The organism is Moraxella lacunata, assembly GCF_900453205.1.
In the GTDB taxonomy this organism is placed as follows: domain Bacteria; phylum Pseudomonadota; class Gammaproteobacteria; order Pseudomonadales; family Moraxellaceae; genus Moraxella; species Moraxella lacunata_B.
In genome coordinates this window covers 608,043-628,457 of sequence record NZ_UGQU01000003.1, presented here as the reverse complement: position 1 = coordinate 628,457, position 20,415 = coordinate 608,043, and the positions used below count along the sequence as shown (strand labels likewise).

The following is a 20,415-nucleotide window of genomic DNA, read 5'->3' as shown; positions in this document are numbered from 1 at the left end:
TAAAATGATAAAAATCGCACGTTTTTCCTGCAAGAATTGCTTAAAATTGTCAAATTTTCATCGTATTTTGCAAACATGTTATCAATGGCAGGCACGCCCTAGACATAAGCAATCACAATAGCCAATCTATCGGCAACCAACTCATGAATGATACGCCAATACGCTCAGGGGTGTTCATGTGTGGCTCTTTGTCAAAAATCACTTCTTGCCCCTGTTCTAAGGTTCGCCACTGAAGCTCCCCATTCACCAAGCGCACTTCATAAACTTGGTTTAAAATGACCGAATTTTCTTGGTCGCCAGCATTATTTAGGGCATTGTGAAGCTGATACGCCAGCTCTTCATCATAAATCATCACGCCAAGCTCGGTGTTGATGTTTGCCGAACGTGGGTCAATATTATACGAACCGATAAACACTTTATGATTGTCCACAGCAAAGGCTTTGGCGTGCAGACTGGTGGTGGTCATGCGTTTGGTACGCCATAGTTTATTTTCATCTTCTTTGGTGTTTTTAGCCGTGGATTTTAACTCATAAATCTTCACGCCTGCTGACAACAACTCCTGACGCCAATGCCCATATCCTGCATGCACCGCACCCACGTCAGTGGCATCAAATGAGTTGGTCAGTATACTCACGTTCACACCATCTTTGGCAAGGGTGGTCAGTGTACGCACACCGTCCTTGGTGGGAACAAAATACGATGAGATGATGCTTAGGCGTTCTTTGGGGCGACCGAGTTCATGGCGAAGTTTGCTGACCAGATGACCGTCCTTGGGATTTTCATTTTTGACTTTGGTGTTGAGCTTTGCCACATCATCCGCCAAAAATTTCATATCAACCCAGCGAAATGGCACATTTTTATTGAGCAAATCCTTGCCAATGGTACTGCTCGCCACGGCACTGCGGTAGGTACGCAAGGCTCGCTCATTTTTGGTGGCATTTAAACCATCGTCGTTATCTTTACTAAATACCGCCATCGCCGACTGGTGGGGTCGCTCTTTGCCTGTTGATACTAGTGTCTCAATATCATAAGCCGTTGGCGATTGCCAGTATTCATCAAAACTTTTGGTAATGTCGCCCACCACTTCGCCAATAAGCAGAACATCTAGGTCAGCAAAGTGGTTGTTTTGATGGTTGTTTAGGTACTCATTGCCGATATTACGCCCACCGATGATGCTGATGTGATTATCAAAAGTCATGCTCTTGTTGTGCATGCGCACGTTAATACGCACAGGCGATGTCAGATAATTCATGAATTTATAACGGCGATAGGTAAAGGGGTTTACCACACGCACAGCAATGTTAGGGTGCTTAGCAAACAAGGCAAGCTGTTCATCAAGCCTAGGATTGCCATTAAAATCATCCAAAAGCAAGCGAACAAGCACACCTCGCTCTGCCGCTTGCCACAAGTCCTTTAGCATCAAAAATCCCGCTTCGTCATCATGCCAGATATAGTACTGTACATCAATAGTGTGCGTTGCCATGTCAGATAAAATACTGCGCGATGCAAACGCATTCGCTCCTGTGGCGATGGGATAATACCCCGATAGCGTGGGATGGTATTCGGTCTGCTCATCAATGATGGTACTCAAAGACAACTCTTCTTGAGACGGAGCATCTGTTTCCAGATTGATTTCTTTGCCCAAAAAACCTGTATCTGGGTCATCATCTCGCTGGTTGAGATAAGCCTGACTGTGATTGCTTTGATTATTCAAGCGCTTGGCAAGCAACGCTTCATGTGCCAAATGCACCCGCTCGGTCAGCTCGATGCTTTTAGGAAGGTGCGGTGTGGATGGCAATGATTGACAGCCTAGCAAAACAGTGCCTAGCCCCACCATCATCAACATACGAGAAGTCATTATTATAAACTCATGCTTTATTAAAATTGGCAAATTATAACAAAAAATTGGGGAGATGTTTATTATTTCTCATCAAAACCAGCCATAAAAAACGCCCTGACATCAGAGCGTTTTTGTTGTTTTAACAGATGATTATTCTTGCAAATAACCAATCAAGCGTAAAAATTCAACGTACATCCACACCAGCGTTGCTAACACGCCAATGCCATAGACCCATTCAAACTCTTTGTTCACGCCATACATGGCACCATCTTCGATGTTTTTAAAATCAATTAACAAAAAGAAAGAAGCGATGAGCGTGGTAAAAACACTAAACCCAATGGCAATCATACCGCCACCGAACAGATGTGGGATCGAGCTACCAAACACCAGCGACATAATCCACTGAATGGCATAAACAATCATGATAGCGATAGAGGCAGATATTACCAATGAGCGGAATTTTTCGGTCACTTTAATGATGCCCGTAGTATAAAGGGTCAGCATGACCGCCCCAGTAACAAAAGTTGCTGATAAGGCAAGTAGTGGCACGCTTGGGGCTTTATAAAAGGCAAAAGCAGAGGCAACACCGATAAATACGCCTTCTAGCAGAGCATAAGGCACAGCAAGTGTTTTGGCCAGATGTGGCTTAAAGGCAGTGGCGAGACCTAGACCCATGGTAACCAACATGGCAACCACCGCCAAGCCCATTAATACTCCTGATGACGCGCCACTCATCAAAGCAAAGAAAAACATTCCAAAGCCCGAAACAGCAGAAATGCCAAGCAGTAGAGCAGTCTTTTTGACCACACCATTGACCGTCATCGGTACATCACCTGCCAGTAGTTCGGTACGACTAACAATAGGGTTTGCCATAATTTTCCTTATATAAAAATTAAGAATAGATTGATAAATTGAGAGTTAAAACAGTTTGGTGTTTTATACTATATTTGCTTTTAAAAATCAAGTATTTTTGCCATTTTAATAAAACAGCATGGGTATTTTTTTGATTAATGGGGATGTTGGTATCATTTACAAGCTTTATGGGTTTTTACTTGTAGTCTGGGCGGAGTTTGGTTATCATATGCTTTTTATTTTTTAAAGATAATAATATCAGGACTGTTGCCATCATGAGCGAAACCGCCATTTCACCGACATCTTTTAATATCCAAAAGAGCCATTTCAAACGCATTGGACTCATGGGGCGTGCCGGCAAAAAAAGCATCATCACCACATTAAACGAACTCATTAACCTGCTGTCAGAGTGGGGACTAGAAATCACCATTGACACCAGCACCGCCAGCATTGAGGGTATACACATCGATTTTGATAGAGATGACAACCCCATCAAAATCGTGCCACGTGGTCGCATGGGCGAGCATTGCGACTTGGTCATGGTGGTCGGTGGCGACGGCTCTATCTTGCAGGCGGGTTCTCTCTTGGCGGGAACGGGCGTGCCAGTACTCGGGGTCAATCGTGGGCGACTGGGGTTTTTGGCGGACATCAACCCTGAGCGTTTGGAGATGGAGCTATCAGAAGTCTTTGCTGGCGAGTATCACACCGATGAGCGTTTTTTGTTAAAAATGCAGGTACTCGGGCGAGATGATGACGGCAACACGCAAGTGTTTCATGAAAGCTATGCCCTAAATGATGTGGTACTACACGCAGGTAAATCAGTGCATACCATTGATTTTAAACTACAAATTGATGACATTGATGTCTATCGTCAGCATGCTGATGGGCTGATTGTGGCAACCCCAACAGGTTCTACCGCCTATTCACTCTCAGCAGGAGGCCCTATCATTCATCCAAGCCTAGATGCCATTTGTCTGGCTCCCATGCACCCGCACACACTGTCTAGTCGCCCCATCGTGGTTGCAGGCACCAGCAAAATCACCATCAAAATCCACAAAGACAACCGCACTCAGCCCATGGTCAGCTCTGACGGCGAAGCAAGCGTACCGCTAGACAACGACCAAACCCTACTCATCACCAAGCATGAAAAATCTTTAATTCTCCTACACCCTTTGGACGTAGATTTTTACCAAGCCTGTCGCACCAAGCTTAATTGGAGCTTATATACCGAAGAGTTTTCATTAAAAGATGAGTAGGGCTTACTACTCATAACTTTGTGCCATCTCAAAACTGGGGCGAGATTCACAGTATGCTAGCCAGTTATGGACATGCATCCATTTATCAGACAGCCCACCCGATTTTTTCATCTGGGCAATACCAAAATGCAGATGAATGTCCACAGCACCAAACACCCCCTGCCCTGCCCCTGACAGATAATGCCGATTTGCCAAATGCTTATTTAATAAAGTCAGGGCTTTATCTACATTAGGCGAGATAAAAGACTTCTCAACGCCCTTTTGCACACTTTTGATGACAGGACGGATAAAAAATGGCGACTTTTGCACGATTTTAGCAAATACCAATCGCATGACCAAGTTAGGCATGAGCGAGCTTTCGGCGAAATGCAACCAAAACGTATAGTCCTCCCACGTCTCATCAGCGGGTGATAATTTGCCGTCCGTGTCATAATATCGTAGTAGATATTCAATGATAAAGCCCGACTCGGCAAGCGTCCGCCCACGGGTTTCATCCACCAAAATCGGGGCTTTACCCATGGGGTGAATTTCTATTAGCTCTTTTGGGGCAAGGTGGCTTTTGGTGCGGTTGTGTTTGATGACACGAAAGGGCGTGCCGTATAAGGCGTTTAGTTCGCACAATAGCCATAAAATACGAAACGAGCGAGATTGGTTAAGATGATGAAGAGTGAGCATGGGGCTTTCCTGTTAGGGCATGATTGATACCGCCTTAATTTCAATCTTGCCAAATTCATTGATACTTGGTGCCATCATACCAAACCCCCACCCAAAACACAAACAAAAATCAGGCGACCCGTCATAGACCGCCTGATTTGATGATTGGTTATTAGCCGATGTTTTATGATTTATTTTTCATCTTTAACATCGCCTGATGACCTTCTTCCATTTTTGGTTTGACTTCACAGATATAAATCCACACAAGGCTCACCCACACCACGCCAAACATAATCATAAATGCCGATGAGCGTACGCCTGTTATATCCACCGCCGCCCCAAACATGATGGGTAGGATAAATCCGCCCAAGCCCCCTGCCAGACCAACCACGCCAGAGACTGCCCCCATGTTGTCTTTGTATTCGTCCGATAGGTATTTGAACACGGACGCTTTACCGATGGCAAAGGCAATGCCCAATAAGAAAATCAAGATGGTAAAGATGGTAGAATTTAGCCCGATATGAAATGCCCGCTCACCATCCACCGTTTGCACCACAAGGCTTGTTTGTGGGTAAGACAAGACAAACAAGAACAAAAATGACGCCCAAAGCACCCACCAAGTTACGGTATGGGCAGAATATTTGTCCGACAGCCACCCACCGAGCGCACGCAAAACGCCCCCTGGTAGACTAAAACACGCCGCCAAAAACGCTGCCGTTTGTAGGCTAAATCCATACTCATTGACATAGTATTTGGTCATCCACAAGGCAAGGGCGACATAACCGCCAAAGACGATAGAATAATACTGACTATAACGCCACACATTGGGGTCTTTTAGTACCGCCAATTGACTGGCGAAACTTGCGTTACTTGCCGAGCGGTGTTCTTTTTTGTCAAACGACATAAACCAAAAACCGATGGCAGTAATGAGCATAATGCCTGCATACACCTTTGGCAAAAACTGCCAGCCACCGTAAACAATAATCGCAGGGCCTATCATCTTGGTCAGTGCCGAGCCTGCATTACCCGCCCCAAACACACCCATGGCAAAGCCTTGACGCTCCGCTTCAAACCATTTGGCAACATAGGCAATCCCCACCGAGAACGACCCGCCTGCCAGCCCTGCAAACAGACCCAGTACCAAAAACTGCCAATAAGCATTGGCATAGCTCATCAAAAATATCGGCACCACACACGCTATCATCAGAGCAAAAAACACAATGCGACCGCCATATTTGTCCGTCATCATACCAAGCGGTAAGCGGACAAGCGAGCCTGTCAAGACAGGCGTGGCGGCAAGTAGTCCAAATTGGGTTTCGGATAAGTCAAGTGCCTTTTGGATTGGAATGCCAAGCACCGCAAACATCATCCAAATCATAAAGCAGACGGTAAATGCGATGGTTGATGATGTCAAGACCAGCAGTTGTTTTGATTTTTCGGTTGCCATAATCCCCCCTTAATTAAGGTATAATTGGCGTGGCTAATGATAAAGTTGTCCTACCTACCATCGCCAAGTTTGTTAAAGAGATGTTTCAATATTGTTGTTATCATAGTGAAATTTTATTAAAAAATCCTTGATTATAATCAAGTTTTTATTGACAAAATTTCTATATAATAGCCAACTACTTCTTTGGTAGTATGGCTTAATTTGGGTTTATCACTTATAAAATACTTTTTTTCAATTACTTATAAAAATTAGCTGACCAATTTTACTAAAAATCATTCATCATTTTTAGTCATGAACTTTTTGGGAGTATAGCTCGTGCCACTTGCCTTATTAAAACAATTTGCCCATTGGATAAATCCGACCACGGTCGGGCATTCCATGACACGGCGTGCAGGCTTGGCGGTGGCGTTTATTTTTTGTACGATTTTGACCGCTTCTGCATACAGTTTTTATCTTGCCAATACCGCCGAAAAGGACGCCCAAGCCATCAATGACGCAGGTTCCATCCGTATGGCAACCTACCGTATCAATCACGAGTTGGCACTGTCGGCAAACCCAAATTCACCCCACACGCCAAACCCCATCTTGGCAGACGACATGACCGCCCGTCTTGACAAACTAAGCCTATACCAAGCCAAGAACAGCAATAAACATGGCGACATTGATAAGGCACTCACCAAAATCCGCCATGATTGGGAACACACCTTACTTCCAAGTTTAAAACAAAGCGACAGCACGGCATTTTATCAGCATTCTTTGGTGTTTTTGGATGATGTCAATCATCTGGTGGACGCCATCGGCAAACGCAACGAGTACCGCCAAGAACACCAACAGCACGTCCAAATCATCTCGCTACTACTCATCACCTTTGTAATGTTGGTCGGCATGTGGGAGCTACACCGCAATGCTCTAACCCCCCTAAAAAACCTAACTGCCACCGCTCGGCACTTTAGGCAAGGCAAATCGCTTGACATGCAGGCGGGCAAGATGGACATCAAAGGCTATCAAGAGCTAAACGAGCTGTCGGACGCTTTTTTTGCCATGCTCACACTCATCAAAAACCACCAAGCCGAGCTTGAAGCCGAAGTCAAACGCAAAACACACCATCTCACCCAAAGCAACAAGGCTCTATACAGCCTGTACCATTTTGCTGAGAAAATCGCCACCACGCACCATCTCAACACCGAAGAGCTTCATGAACTCATTCAAAATTTCGCCCACCTACTGCCCAACACGGAGCTGTCGCTGTGCATTCATGGGCAAAATTTTGAAAATAACGTCATCATGAGTCTATCGGAGCGTAAACATCATGACTTTTGTACGCCTGACGACTGCGAGTATTGCGACCTAAAAACCGACACGCACACCCGTATCATCCCCATCAAAAGCACTGATGCCAACTGGGGTGAGCTACTGGTGCGTGAGCCTGTCAGCCCCGTGGCAAAAAACCGCATTGCCCTACTTAACATCAGCGACGATAACGGCTTATCTGAGCATGACCTGCTTGGTATTTTGGCACAGCTCATCGCCTTGACCTTTATGTCAAACCAACGCCAAAAACAAGCCGAAGAGCTACTGCTGTCCGAAGAGCGTAACACCTTTGCCCGTGAATTGCACGACTCCATTGCCCAGACGTTGTCGCACCTAAAAATCCAGTCCGCCATGCTAAAAACCCTAGGCGAACAAGAGAAAAAACTGCTTGCTAATGAGCCAAACCTACAAAATAGAGAAACTTTACTAAAAATCCATCAAAAACAAGACAAAGTCCGCACCGACCTAAATGACGGCACCAGTCACGCCTACGCCCAATTGCGAGACTTATTAAACACCTTCCGCCTAAAAGTGGATGGGGGCGATTTTAATGACGCCTTAAAAATAACGGTTAAAGAGTTTGAAGCCAAAGGCGGATTTAACATCAACTTTGACAACCAAGTATTAACCCTAAACCTATCTGCGTCCGAGCAGGTGGATTTGTTGCAAATCACCCGAGAAGCTCTGTCCAACGTCCACAAGCACGCCCACGCCAAGAACGTCAATATCACGCTCTACCAAGACAGCATCAGTTATGAAGTCATCTTGCGTATCAGTGATGATGGCATTGGCATTCGTCAAAGTGACAAAGAAAAACCTGAACACTACGGGCTTAGTACCATGGGCGAGCGGGCGTTGAGTCTAGGTGGTACGATTAGCACCGAGCCAACTCGTCCCACAGGCACCGAAGTATTCGTTCGCTTTTTACCCCAATTTTTCTTAAAAAAGCTAAAAAGTCCACGCCCCAAACCCAAGCTCAAAGAATGGACTGCCGAACAAATCAGCACCGTCACTTATGAGCTTACCCATGAACTCGATGATGAATTTGGTAAAACATCGGAGTCATAAATGGGGTATAATAGAGTATTCTGTCACATTTATTAAACCGATTATTTATTTAACTTAACCGATTTCACCCAACCAACCAAAAATATTATCATGAGTCAAAAAATCTATACCGCCACCAGCCCTGCCCACCTATTACTTGTTGATGACCACCCCATGTTACGGCGTGGCATGGCAGACTTATTATCCTTAGAGATGGATATTGAAGTGGCAGGGGAAGCCAATCATGGCATTGAAGCGTTGAGCTTTTTACAAGATGAGAGCGTGGATTTGATTGTGCTAGACCACAACATGCCCGTGATGAACGGACTTGAAACTCTAAAAGCCATCCGAGAACGCCAAATTGACGGCAAGGTGCTACTATTTACCGTCTCTGACAACATCAAAGACGTCCAAGACGCCCTAGCGTTGAGCGTGGACGGTTATCTGTTAAAAGACATGGAACCTGATGAGATTATTGGTAATATCCGCCGTATCCTGCGTGGCGAGCTTGTCATCAGCCCTGCCCTTGCCCCTATTTTGGCGGCCGCCATGCGAAAACCTGCCCAGCCTGAGAGTAATCTTGACCTGACCGACCGTGAACTCCAAGTGCTGTACATGATACGAGACGGCATGAGCAACAAGATGATAGGCAACAAACTGGGCATTGCCGAATCCACTGTCAAAGTCCACGTCAAGCACATCCTAGCCAAAATCGGTCTGCGTACTCGTGTCGAAGCGGCGGTATGGGCGGTCGGGCATTTGGATAAATAGTCTACTCGCTCACGAGTTCCAATAACCCTTCGGCGTCCATCAGGCAGTATTGCGACTTGCGTTTGGTGATGAGTCCTGCACTAATGAGTTCTTTTAGGGTGCGAGAGAGTGTCTCAGGACGCAGTCCAATCTGCCCTGCCAACTGTTTTTGGCTAAATGGCAATTCAAACGGCACGCCCACAGGATAATGAGTAAGAAAATAGTAGCTAAGTTTGGATTTTGCTTGAACAAAGGCAAGCAGGTCGCTACTGATAAGATGATAGTACATGCGTTTGCTGATGGTATCACAAAACCACATGATGAGGTTGCCTAAATCAAAGCTAGCAATGCTCTCAAAATAAGCCTGCACTGGCAACGTCGCCACAATGGTCGGCTGTTTGGCGGTGGCGGTCAGCTGATGAATGCCTCGCTCTTTGATGAGCAGTTTGGAATGACGTGTGGCGATATTGGCTTTGCTAGGGGTTTTCCCATCCACATCATCCACCTGCCCAACCCGATAAATGCCCGTACCAAAGTTGGGATAATCATCTGTCTCCAAACCCCACAGCACGCTCTCGTTAATCAGCCCCATCTCATGATAGCTGGCAATCAAGCACGCCTGCCCGCTCGGCAGTTCACGATGACACATCACCTGCCCATCTAGCAAAAAATACAAATTTTCAACCACGCTGTGCTGAATAAAAATCAGCTCACCCTTGGCATATTCATGAATCACCACTTGGCTAAGCAGTTCATCTTTGACCGCCTGCCCCGTCTCAGATTGGGGCAGCAGAGCGAATAAAGGGTGCGTTTGTAGGATATCAAGGTAGGCTTTTTTGGTGTGTTCGGCAGATTTCATGATGTCAGCTATACAAAATAAGTGGCATTATCATACCCTGCCCTGCCTGCCTGCCATATTCCCCAAAAGCACAGACCAAAACCGCGACCTACCCCTTTTGGCTAGTTTTTACCTACTGACTTTGGCGGTTATTGGTATGGCAACGCTTGATAAATGTGCTATTTTAATAGTATAGTTTACTGCATTTGGAGCCGTCATGTTATCCGACTTATTAGAATCCAACCGTTTTTGGGCAGAGAGCCTCTCCGCTCGTGACCCTGATTATTTTCCCAGTCTTGCCCGTCAGCAGTCGCCCAATTATTTTTGGATTGGCTGTTCTGACAGCCGTGTCCCTGCCAATGAAGTGGTTGGACTCATGCCAGGCGAGCTGTTTGTCCATCGCAATGTGGCGAACATGGTCGTCGCCACCGACATGAATCTACTGTCCGCCCTACAATACGCCGTAGACATGTTAAAGGTTGAGCATATCATCGTCTGCGGTCATTATGGCTGTGGTGGGGTGCTTGCGGCACTGTCGCACCAAGAGTTTGGACTGATTGATAACTGGTTACGCTCACTCAAAGGCATTCATTATCAATATTTGGATAAATTTGACAACCTAAACATCGATGAGCAAACCGACCTTTTGTGCGAGCTTAATGTCAAACGCCAAGTGACCAACGTCTGCCACACCACCATCGTCCAAAACGCATGGCACAGGGGGCAAAAGCTGTCCGTACACGGCTGGATTTATGGGTTAAAAGACGGCTTGATTCATGACTTAGAGGTGAGTGTGAATGATTTTAGTCAGCTAAAAGACGCTTTTGTGTATGAAGTGTAGCAATCGCCCTGCTCACTTCTACTCATTTAACGTCAGTCGCACCGACGTGATGGCATTGTCATCATTGATAAAGTTGCCTCGATACAGGCTTTGTAAGACAGGGCTGTTTAACAGCTGATTGCTGGCGATGGCTAATACCTGCTCATCTCGTTGTTTTTGTTTTTGTACAGGCGTGGCAAGATGAGCAAATTCGCTTTGGGACAGCAGTGGCATCTCATCACACAAGCGACCATTTGCAAAATCTTGACCAAATTTTTTGGCAAAGCTCTTAAAACTTGAAAAAATCTGCTTATTATGCTCAGGCACATACAGCTGACAGTCGCCATCTATCTGCCCCACCATCATCGCATGACTCACCATCGCCAATTCATCGGCATCGAGCTTATGCTCACGGCGTGCCACCGCCACCCAATAATCCCATTTCTCTGGTGTCCACTCGCCTGCCAACGCTACCTGCTGTGGCATGAGTTCATTTTTTAACTGCTCTTTGGTTATCTGTCCTGATGGCTTAATGTCATTGATTGATTGAGAATTATTTACCGCTTTGCCAATTTCTTGATTGCCAATTTCTTGATTGCCAATTTCTTGATTGCCAATTTCTTGATTGCCAATTTCTTGATTGCCAATTTCTTGATTGCCAATTTCTTGATTGCCAATTTCTTGATTGCCAATTTCTTGATTGCCAATTTCTTGATTGCCAATTTCTTGATTGCCAATTTCTTGATGGTGATTTTCTATAATTTCTGTATTTTGTGAAATCGCCAAACTCTCATCATTTAAACTCTCATCATTTAAACTCTCATCATTTAAACTCTCATCATTTAAACTCTCATCATTTAAACTCTCATCATTTAAACTCTCATCATTTAAACTCTCATCATTTAAACTCTCATCATTTAAACTCTCATCATTTAAACTCTCATCATTTAAACTCTCATCATTTAAACTCTCATCATTTAAACTCTCATCATTTAAACTCTCATCATTTAAACTTTGATTGATAGCATTATTTATTTCTTGATTTAAAATTGGTTTGGGTTCTTGATAAATGACTTCATTATGAGCAAGCGGACGAAACGCAAGCAGTCGCAAAATCCCCATTTCCAACGCCTGCATGGGTGTACTGGCAAGGCGAACGCTGTCTCGTGCCTTGACACTAATCTCATAATAAAGCTGTATGACATCGGCAGGTAAAGTGTGGGCAAGATGATAAAATGCCTGTTTTTGCTCATCGTTCATATCAAGGGGCATATCGGGCAAAATCTGCACCAGAGCCATCGCATGAAAGCTGTCCACAAGGCGGTCAAGCAAGGCGGTTGCGTCCACCATTTGCTCACGCATTCGGGCAATATGGCGAGCCACGCCCGAGCGGTCATCGTGATAAATATCACGCACCAAATCCAGCACATCAAGGCTATCCACAAGCCCGAGCATCTCCATGACGGTATCCGCCCCGACTTGTCCCCCGCCAAACGCAATGGCTTGGTCGGTCAAGGATAAGGCATCACGCACCGAGCCTTTGGCGGACTGAGCCAGTTGCCACAGGGCGGTGTCATCGTGTGCGATGTTCTCAGCGTGTAGGATTTTGGCTAAATGGGCGTGGAGCAACGCTTGCGACATCGGACGAAGCACAAATTGCAAACAGCGAGAGACAATGGTAATGGGGAGCTTTTGGGGATCGGTGGTCGCTAGGATAAATTTGACGTGCTGGGGCGGTTCTTCTAGTGTTTTTAATAGGGCGTTAAACGAATGCGTGGAGAGCATATGCACCTCGTCAATGAGATACACTTTGTACCGCCCCTGCGTGGGAGCGTAGGGGACATTTTCTAGCAAATCCCGAGTGTCTTCTACTTTGGTGCGACTTGCCGCATCAATCTCAATCAAATCAATAAACCGCCCATTATCCACGCTCACGCAAGTATCGCACACACCGCAGGGCGTACTGGTAATGCCCGTTTCGCAGTTTAGGCACTTTGCCAAAATCCGTGCAATGGTCGTTTTACCCACGCCACGAGTGCCTGTAAACAGATAAGCGTGGTGCAATCGCCCTGTATCAATGGCGTGCGATAGGGCTTGGGAGACGTGGGTTTGCCCCAATAATTCGCTAAAATTTTTGGGGCGGTATTTGCGTGCTAAAACTTGGTATTCGGACATGACAGATTGGCAAATGAGCGGTATAAATTTGTGCCATTATACCGCATTTTGTCCGTTTAGAATACCGATTTTAGATTAGGCACTTGCCATCAGACTGGCGTTACCCCCTGCCGCTGTGGTGTTATAACTTTGGCTGACTTCATGATACAGACGTGTCATGTCAAAGCCATCTGTGGCATCCATCACACGACGAATCGCCCCGTCTAGCTCTGACAGTCGCACTTTTTCAGAAGTCGGTAGGTCGGACAACGCCACGATGATGGTGTTTTTATCCACGCCTTGTTGCTCCATGACGTCAAGCACATCTGTCAGCTTATCAGCGTAAGGGGCAAGCTCATGGCTTGGGGTAACGTGCGCCTTGGTGCCATTTAGGGCAAGCACAACAAGCACCGCCAGAGCCTTGTCTGGCGTGCCATTTGTCAAAGCCACCGAGCGTGGGGCATGCCATGATAGGGTGTTGGTCTCGCCCGTTGGCCCTTGTAGGGTAGTTTGGGCGTGATTGAGTGCCGTTTGATAAGCGTGCTTGATGGTGCTGTCTAGATTGACACCTACCGACCGAGCAACGTCCATGACACGAGCTACATTGTTATCATAAGTCGTGGCAGGCTTATCAAGGGTAGGTATGTCCCAACTGTCCAGACGGCTTAGGCGTTGCAGATAAAAGCATCCGCCTGCCTTAGGTCCTGTACCCGATAAGCCATGACCGCCAAAGGGTTGGACGCCCACCACCGCCCCGACGATGTTGCGGTTGATGTAGACGTTACCTGCTTGTATGCGATTTGTGATATGCTCTATCGTGCCATCGATACGGCTGTGAATGCCGTGTGTTAGGGCATAGCCTTTTTTGTTAATGCTGTCTATCACGTCATCAAGTTCATGGGCTTTATAACGGACAACGTGTAGCACGGGTCCAAAGACTTCCTTTTTAAGCTGTGATAGGTCTTTTAGTTCAAATAAAATCGGAGCAACAAAGGTGCCTTGCTCGCCATCTGTAACACGCACTTCATGATAATCGCTGGTTTGTTTTAGGGTATTGATATGGTCTAGCAGATTCGCCTGGGCTTCGCTGTCAATCACAGGCCCGACATCTGTGCTAAGTAGGCGTGGGTCTGACACGACAAGCTCATCCATCGCCCCTTTTATCATCTCAATCATAGGCTCGGCGATGTCTTCTTGGATACATAAGATACGCAAGGCAGAGCAACGCTGACCTGCTGAGTCAAAGGCAGATGCCAATACATCGGCACACACCTGCTCAGGCAGGGCGGTAGAATCCACAATCATGGCGTTCATGCCCCCTGTCTCAGCGATGAGCACAGGATTGTCAGAGCGTTTGGCAAGCAAGGTATTAATGCGTTTGGCGACGTCTGTTGAACCTGTGAAAATCACGCCATCAATACGCTCGTCCGCTGTCAAAACACCACCCACATCCCCAGCACCCAGCACCAGTTGTAATACATCAGTTGGGATGCCTGCTTCATGTAGCCATGAAACCGCCAAGTGAGCGATGATGGACGTCTGTTCGGCAGGTTTGGCAACAACCGTATTGCCTGCACACAAGGCAGAGACCACTTCGCCAACAAAAATCGCTAGAGGAAAATTCCACGGGCTAATCGCCACCACCGTGCCTAGTGGCGTGGTTAGGTTTAGCCGTTCACATTCATCGGCATAATAACGGCAAAAATCCACCGCTTCACGCACTTCGGCAATGGCATTTAGCAGGGTTTTGCCTGCTTCACGCACCGCCACCATCATAAGCAGTGCCATGCGTTTGGGCTCTTCCATCAAATCGGCAAAGGCTCGTATCATGTCAGCACGCTCTTTTGGCGAGACGTTTTGCCATGAGTGTTGGGCATTGATGGCAACTCCAACCACATCTGACACCTGATTTGGGTTAATAAATGCTACTTGTCCGACCACATCGGTGTGATTGGCAGGATTTAGCACGGCAAAGGCAGGTATATGGACGACATCATGATGGGTCAAGGAGCTAACGTTAAAGTCAATGCCACTTGCCATGGTCATATCATCTTGGAGCTGGGATAGGACATGCTCGTTAGATAAATCCATGCCCCATGAATTTTTGCGTTCGCCATAAATATGGCGCGGGTTTGGTGTGAGTGGGTTTGGTGTAATGTTGCCGACATCAATCTCATCTAAAGGCGAGATGACCAACTCATCAATACTGACTTTCTCATCCACGATACGATTGACAAATGATGAGTTTGCCCCATTTTCCAAAAGACGGCGTACCAGATAGGCGAGCAGGGTCTTGTGTGTACCGACAGGGGCATAGATTCGCACACGGCGGTCAAGTTTGTCGCCGACCACTTGGTCATATAACGTCTCGCCCATGCCGTGTAAACATTGAAATTCAAAATCAAGCTCCTTACCCACCTCATAGATGGTTGCCAGCGTTTGGGCGTTATGCGTGGCAAATTGGGGGAATATGGCATCTTGGGCGGACAGTAGTTTTTTGGCACATGCCAAATAAGACACATCCGTGTGGACTTTGCGGGTATAGACAGGATAGCCATCCATGCCATCCACCTGAGCCCATTTAATCTCACTGTCCCAATACGCTCCTTTGACAAGGCGAATCATGAGTTTTTGGTTATGGCGACGAGCTAAGTCAATGAGATAATCAATGACAAAAGGACAGCGTTTTTGGTAGGCTTGCACCACAAAGCCAATGCCACGAAAACCTGCCAAATCAGGGTCAGACACCAAGGCTTCCATGAGTTCAAGCGACAGCTCCAAGCGATGAGCTTCTTCGGCATCGATGTTTAGCCCGATGTCATACTCTTTGGCAAGCAAAAACAATGCCTTCAATCTAGGCAATAGCTCACTCATCACACGCTTATGCTGTGAGCGAAAATATCTGGGATGAATGGCGGACAGCTTGACTGAGATGCCATTACCATCATAAACCCCACGCCCTTTAGCATCTTTGCCAATGGCATGAATGGCACTGACATAGTCATTAAAATAACGGTCAGCATCCGCCTGTGTCATGGCAGCTTCACCAAGCATGTCAAAGCTAAAACGATAGCCCAGACGTTCACGCTCTTTACCATTAGTAAGGGCTTCTTCTATCGTCTGCCCTGTCACAAACTGCTTGCCAAGGAGCTTCATGGCATAGTTCACACCACCACGAATAAAGGGTTCGCCACCTTTTTGTAAGACACGGGTCAAAGATGAACCCATCGAGTCATCCGACACATCCGTGGTCAGCTTACCCGTCAAGACCAACCCCCAAGCAGCAGCATTGACGAACATGGATGGGCTATTACCGACATGACGTCGCCAATCCCCATCGGCGAGCTTATCACGAATGAGCTTATCTCTGGTGGCGTTATCAGGAATGCGTAGCAGGGCTTCGGCAAGGCACATAAGAGCAATGCCTTCTTCGCTGGATAACGAAAACTCATGCATAAGCGCATCCACGCCCGATGATTTGGAGCGGTCGGCACGCACCTGAGTGATGAGCGAACGGGCAAGCGACTGAATATTGTCTCTTTGGGTTTGGGTAAAGTCAAGTATGCTTGCCAAATTTCGTACTGCCACCGTCTCATCCAAGCGATAAGCGGCGGTAATGGCATCTTTTAATGGGGTTTGTGCATGGGTAAAGTGAAACATAAAATCTCCTTAATTGTCTTATAATGACCCATCATTTTAACATCAAAAACGATTGGGGTCATTAAGTGTCGCTTGCGTTTCGTGTTTAGTGTCATCAAACTTAGGCAATTCCTCCAATTCCTCTGGCGTAGGCTCATATAGGCTAATGGTTTGATTGCCAAATTTATCCTCATTTAACACATATAATCTATCAGAGCGATTCATTATTTTGTGCATTAGGCGTTGATACCAGCCTGCAAACCCTTCGCTTGGCTCATTGGGATTATAATAAAAGGCATTAATCACTGCAGGCAATCCCAAACCACACACCACCCCTGACAAAAGTACCACGATAAAGGTATAACCAATCAACACGTTGGTGTATTCTTTTAATTGTGGGACGTTGGCAACCGCCAAAATCAGGGCGAGCGAAATACCACCACGCACCCCGCCCCATGACAAAATCTCCAAACTGCCTTTATAGGCATTTTTACGCACACTGGGAAAAAACGAAAATGCCAAATAATTTGCTAAAAAACGAGCTAAATGCAAAATAATAAACGCCACAATACCGCCAATGACAATATGAGCATTCAAATCCAAAATAAATAATTCAAGCCCAATTAAGGTAAATAAAAAGGAATTAATAATCCCTTCAATGGTATGCCAAAAATGGTTGATTTCTTCTACATCTTTATGAGCTAAAATCTCTTGCCATTTATCGCCCACCATCAAACCACCAATCACACAAGCAATCGGTGCGGATGCATGAGCATAGAGTGCCACCAGATAAGAGCCTGAGGCTAACACGGCAGTGGTTAATATCAATGACTCCATTTCGTTTTTGCCTTTTAATAAATACAACGCCATTTTACCAAAAGCAAAACCAATAATCACCGCCACAATGATTTCAAATGCCAAATGTTCAATAACGTGCAATAAATTAAATTCACTGCCTTGAATGACTTTTAAAATCGTCATAAATACCGCAATACACATGGCATCATTAAATAAGGATTCACCCTCTAATTTAATCATCAAATGATTGGGGGCTTTAATGGAGCTTAATACGCCTTTAATGCCAATCGGGTCGGTTGCTCCAAGTGCCGAGCCTAATAATAACAACACAATTAAGGGAACATGATGACCTGTGATGAATTGATAGCCAAATAATAGACCGCCAAAAACAAAAGCACAAAACAGTAGTGCTAAACTTGCCAAAATCCCAATGGGTTTCCAATAAGTTCTTAAATCCGCCATTTTAAATTTAAGGGCGGAGGCAGTTAAGATAAAACAAATCACCCCATTAATTAAAAAATCATAAAAATTGATTTGGCGGACAGCTTCTTCAATGGCGTGAATGTTGATATTAATAAATTGGTTGCCTGCCAATAATGTCGCTGACCATTGCAAAATAAAGACCAATACCGCCGAGACAATTGGCACGCCAATGGCTTGGGGCATTCCCAAGATGCGTTTATTAAATAAAGTCGTAATAATAGAAATTAAACAAACAACCGTAAAAATTTCTAAAAAAATAAAACTTCCCATAGGCAATCATCTTATTAAAAAAAGATATCAAGAATTAACGATGAAATAAATCGCCAAACCAACAATCACTATCAAAAATAACACATACCAAAAGGTGTATTTTCGCCAAATCTTTTCATCTGCAATTTCCACCCAAATTTGAGCAATCATAGATAATGGATACCAAATGAGTTTTAAAAATTCATCCATTTTTACCCCTAAATTGATTCAAAAATGACTGTAAGGTGTGTACACCATGATTATGAAATATGAAATCAACAACACTATGACAATATTGCCAAAAATTCTTTATAATAAAACCCAATGGCAATAATAGCAGCAATCACACAAATGACGAGATACCATTTCCAATAACGAGTATTAAAGATTGGGTCGTCAACGTGTGTCAAACATTCAATAATGACATAAACAACCACCAAAATAAATGCTATAATACCAATCGCCATTTAATTTCCCCAAAACATTATGATACAACTTATCACAATGGTTAGGGTAATGCCAATTACCCACCAAATTGCATAGCGATTGTTGATAAATTGACCGCAAGACAAACAAAATTCACCAGTAATTTGTATGGCATATACAAGTGATTTCAGAATAAGTAAAATCAGTTTGGGGGATTTCTTCCATAATAACTTCTTTTTAAATAACCCCATTTTATAAAAAACAGGGTTATTTTTATTGGTGATTATTTATGTCGCATATGCGGGAACAAAATCACATCACGAATACTTGGGGCATTGGCAAAGAGCATCACAAGGCGGTCAATACCAATCCCTTCACCTGCGGTTGGTGGCAAACCATATTCCAGTGCCTCAATAAAGTCGGCATCATAATGCATTGCCTCATCATCACCTGCGTCTTTTTCTGCGACTTGTGCTTTAAAGCGTTCGGCTTGGTCAATTGGGTCATTTAATTCTGAAAAGCCATTTGCTAATTCCCGTCCGCCAATAAAGAATTCAAAACGGTCAGTAATGTGCGGATTGTCATCATTACGGCGAGCCAGTGGCGAAGTTTCGGCTGGATATTCAGTAATAAAAGTCGGTTGTCTTAACTTTGTTTCTACCGTTTCTTCAAAAACAATCGTTTGTAATTTACCCAAACCAAACGATGGTTTGACTTCTTCTTTTAGCGTATTTTTAACAAAGTCCGCCAGAAATTCACGGTCATTGATATTTTCCAAAGTTAGATTTGGATTATATTTTAAAATCGCTTCACTCATTGGAATTTTGGCAAATGGGGCTTTAAAGCTAAATACTTCTTCACCATAAGGCACATCGGTTGTTCCCAAAATATCCATTGCCAATTTTTCAAGCATATTTTCGGTGAGTGCCATTAAATCTTTGTAATCAGCATAGGCTTGATAAAATTCAATCATGGTAAATTCAGGATTGTGGCGAGTAGAAACGCCTTCATTTCTAAAATTACGGTTAATTTCAAATACCCGCTCAAATCCACCAACGACTAAACGTTTTAAATATAATTCAGGAGCAATACGCAAATATAAATCCATATCCAAGGCATTATGGTGGGTAACAAACGGACGAGCAGACGCACCACCTGGAATAATGTGCATCATTGGCGTTTCTACTTCCATATAGCGTTCATTGGTAAGATATTCACGAATGCCTGCCACCACTTTGGAGCGAATTTCAAAAGTTTTACGAGTGTCTTCATTAACCATTAAATCTAAATAACGCTGACGATATTTGACTTCGGTATCGGTCAAGCCGTGAAATTTATCAGGTAATGGGCGTAATGATTTGGTTAATAATTCAAATTGTTCTAAATGAATATACAAATCCCCTTTACCAGAACGCCCAATATAACCACTTCCTGCGACAATATCACCTAAGTCTAAGGATTTAATTAAATCTAGCGTATCATTATCCAAGCCTTTTCTATCCACATAAAGCTGAATACGACCTGTCATATCTTGGATAACAATAAAAGAGCCACGATTGAGCATTACCCGCCCTGCGACTTTGACATAGACTTTTTCGCCATTCTCAATGGTTTCTTTATCCACGCCTTCAAATTTAGTTTGCAAATCCAACGCATAATCTTCTCGTTTAAAGGTATTTGGATAAGCAGTTTTGCCATTCGCTTGGGCTTTTGCTTGCAATTCTTGCAATTTGGCGTGGCGTTGGGCGATTAAATCATTTTCACTGATTTGGGTTTCTGGGGTTTGAGGTTGGTTTGACATAATAAAAGCCTTAATATCAATTAAATTAAATAAAATAAATAAAATAAAAA

Annotated in this window: 15 protein-coding genes; 4 read left to right on the top strand and 11 right to left on the bottom strand. The window is 44.7% G+C overall.

Features of this window, described 5'->3' with window-relative positions; translation table 11 throughout:
• Positions 1 to 112: 112 nt before the first annotated feature.
• Together DX073_RS12125 and DX073_RS12120 are read right to left on the bottom strand one after the other, a co-directional pair.
• Positions 113 to 1,858 carry a phospholipase D family protein gene (locus DX073_RS12125; RefSeq protein WP_258556946.1) on the bottom strand — a complete coding sequence of 582 codons (1,746 nt, stop codon included), beginning with the start codon at positions 1,856 to 1,858 and terminating at the stop codon, positions 113 to 115.
• A gap of 132 nt (positions 1,859 to 1,990) precedes the next feature.
• Complete coding sequence (locus DX073_RS12120; protein WP_115008280.1) at positions 1,991 to 2,713, bottom strand: Bax inhibitor-1/YccA family protein; 723 nt, start codon at positions 2,711 to 2,713, stop codon at positions 1,991 to 1,993.
• A gap of 254 nt (positions 2,714 to 2,967) precedes the next feature.
• Between DX073_RS12120 and DX073_RS12115 the strand changes: the two genes are divergently transcribed.
• Positions 2,968 to 3,948: an NAD(+) kinase gene (locus tag DX073_RS12115; RefSeq protein ID WP_115008279.1), complete on the top strand. Its 981-nt coding sequence runs from the start codon at positions 2,968 to 2,970 to the stop codon at positions 3,946 to 3,948.
• A 6-nt stretch (positions 3,949 to 3,954) separates the two neighbouring features.
• On the opposite strand, the gene DX073_RS12110 is transcribed toward DX073_RS12115, so the two are convergent.
• Together DX073_RS12110 and DX073_RS12105 are read right to left on the bottom strand one after the other, a co-directional pair.
• Positions 3,955 to 4,623 (bottom strand): glutathione S-transferase, encoded by a 669-nt coding sequence (locus DX073_RS12110; protein ID WP_115008278.1) that lies wholly within the window; start codon positions 4,621 to 4,623, stop codon positions 3,955 to 3,957.
• A gap of 163 nt (positions 4,624 to 4,786) precedes the next feature.
• Positions 4,787 to 6,049: an MFS transporter gene (locus tag DX073_RS12105; RefSeq protein ID WP_115008277.1), complete on the bottom strand. Its 1,263-nt coding sequence runs from the start codon at positions 6,047 to 6,049 to the stop codon at positions 4,787 to 4,789.
• 315 nt (positions 6,050 to 6,364) lie between these two features.
• Between DX073_RS12105 and DX073_RS12100 the strand changes: the two genes are divergently transcribed.
• Together DX073_RS12100 and narL are read left to right on the top strand one after the other, a co-directional pair.
• A complete protein-coding gene (locus DX073_RS12100) occupies positions 6,365 to 8,428 on the top strand; it encodes a type IV pili methyl-accepting chemotaxis transducer N-terminal domain-containing protein (RefSeq protein ID WP_115008276.1) in 2,064 nt (687 codons plus the stop codon).
• Positions 8,429 to 8,518: 90 nt separating this feature from the next.
• Positions 8,519 to 9,178, top strand: a complete 660-nt coding sequence (narL, locus tag DX073_RS12095) for a two-component system response regulator NarL (protein WP_115008275.1) — start codon at positions 8,519 to 8,521, stop codon at positions 9,176 to 9,178.
• A gap of 1 nt (position 9,179) precedes the next feature.
• On the opposite strand, the gene DX073_RS12090 is transcribed toward narL, so the two are convergent.
• A complete protein-coding gene (locus tag DX073_RS12090; protein WP_115008274.1) occupies positions 9,180 to 10,016 on the bottom strand; it encodes a Crp/Fnr family transcriptional regulator in 837 nt (278 codons plus the stop codon).
• A 196-nt stretch (positions 10,017 to 10,212) separates the two neighbouring features.
• Between DX073_RS12090 and can the strand changes: the two genes are divergently transcribed.
• Complete coding sequence (gene can, locus DX073_RS12085) at positions 10,213 to 10,836, top strand: carbonate dehydratase (protein ID WP_115008273.1); 624 nt, start codon at positions 10,213 to 10,215, stop codon at positions 10,834 to 10,836.
• 18 nt (positions 10,837 to 10,854) lie between these two features.
• Here can and dnaX read toward each other — a convergent pair whose 3' ends face one another.
• The 6 genes from dnaX to lysS form a co-directional block, all read right to left on the bottom strand.
• The gene (gene dnaX, locus DX073_RS12080) at positions 10,855 to 12,990 is read right to left on the bottom strand and encodes a DNA polymerase III subunit gamma/tau (RefSeq protein WP_115008272.1); all 2,136 of its coding nucleotides are present in this window, start codon (positions 12,988 to 12,990) and stop codon (positions 10,855 to 10,857) included.
• Between the two features lie 75 nt (positions 12,991 to 13,065).
• Positions 13,066 to 16,629, bottom strand: coding sequence for a bifunctional proline dehydrogenase/L-glutamate gamma-semialdehyde dehydrogenase PutA (gene putA, locus DX073_RS12075; protein ID WP_115008271.1), 3,564 nt, complete (start codon positions 16,627 to 16,629; stop codon positions 13,066 to 13,068).
• 42 nt (positions 16,630 to 16,671) lie between these two features.
• The gene (locus tag DX073_RS12070; protein WP_115008270.1) at positions 16,672 to 18,159 is read right to left on the bottom strand and encodes a cation:proton antiporter; all 1,488 of its coding nucleotides are present in this window, start codon (positions 18,157 to 18,159) and stop codon (positions 16,672 to 16,674) included.
• A gap of 27 nt (positions 18,160 to 18,186) precedes the next feature.
• The gene (locus DX073_RS14395; RefSeq protein ID WP_181814450.1) at positions 18,187 to 18,348 is read right to left on the bottom strand and encodes a hypothetical protein; all 162 of its coding nucleotides are present in this window, start codon (positions 18,346 to 18,348) and stop codon (positions 18,187 to 18,189) included.
• A gap of 74 nt (positions 18,349 to 18,422) precedes the next feature.
• The gene (locus DX073_RS12065) at positions 18,423 to 18,605 is read right to left on the bottom strand and encodes a hypothetical protein (RefSeq protein ID WP_115008269.1); all 183 of its coding nucleotides are present in this window, start codon (positions 18,603 to 18,605) and stop codon (positions 18,423 to 18,425) included.
• A gap of 242 nt (positions 18,606 to 18,847) precedes the next feature.
• On the bottom strand, positions 18,848 to 20,365 hold the full coding sequence (lysS, locus tag DX073_RS12060) for a lysine--tRNA ligase (protein WP_115008268.1): 1,518 nt from the start codon (positions 20,363 to 20,365) through the stop codon (positions 18,848 to 18,850).
• Between the last annotated feature and the right edge of the window lie 50 nt (positions 20,366 to 20,415).

Bases quoted from the DNA above. Each gene is read 5' to 3' on its own strand.
- DX073_RS12125 (WP_258556946.1), bottom strand. From the start codon at position 1,858: ATGACTTCTCGTATGTTGATGATGGTGGGGCTAGGCACTGTTTTGCTA.
- DX073_RS12120 (WP_115008280.1), bottom strand. From the start codon at position 2,713: ATGGCAAACCCTATTGTTAGTCGTACCGAACTACTGGCAGGTGATGTA.
- DX073_RS12115 (WP_115008279.1), top strand. From the start codon at position 2,968: ATGAGCGAAACCGCCATTTCACCGACATCTTTTAATATCCAAAAGAGC.
- DX073_RS12110 (WP_115008278.1), bottom strand. From the start codon at position 4,623: ATGCTCACTCTTCATCATCTTAACCAATCTCGCTCGTTTCGTATTTTA.
- DX073_RS12105 (WP_115008277.1), bottom strand. From the start codon at position 6,049: ATGGCAACCGAAAAATCAAAACAACTGCTGGTCTTGACATCATCAACC.
- narL (WP_115008275.1), top strand. From the start codon at position 8,519: ATGAGTCAAAAAATCTATACCGCCACCAGCCCTGCCCACCTATTACTT.
- DX073_RS12090 (WP_115008274.1), bottom strand. From the start codon at position 10,016: ATGAAATCTGCCGAACACACCAAAAAAGCCTACCTTGATATCCTACAA.
- can (WP_115008273.1), top strand. From the start codon at position 10,213: ATGTTATCCGACTTATTAGAATCCAACCGTTTTTGGGCAGAGAGCCTC.
- dnaX (WP_115008272.1), bottom strand. From the start codon at position 12,990: ATGTCCGAATACCAAGTTTTAGCACGCAAATACCGCCCCAAAAATTTT.
- putA (WP_115008271.1), bottom strand. From the start codon at position 16,629: ATGTTTCACTTTACCCATGCACAAACCCCATTAAAAGATGCCATTACC.
- DX073_RS12070 (WP_115008270.1), bottom strand. From the start codon at position 18,159: ATGGGAAGTTTTATTTTTTTAGAAATTTTTACGGTTGTTTGTTTAATT.
- DX073_RS14395 (WP_181814450.1), bottom strand. From the start codon at position 18,348: ATGGATGAATTTTTAAAACTCATTTGGTATCCATTATCTATGATTGCT.
- DX073_RS12065 (WP_115008269.1), bottom strand. From the start codon at position 18,605: ATGGCGATTGGTATTATAGCATTTATTTTGGTGGTTGTTTATGTCATT.
- lysS (WP_115008268.1), bottom strand. From the start codon at position 20,365: ATGTCAAACCAACCTCAAACCCCAGAAACCCAAATCAGTGAAAATGAT.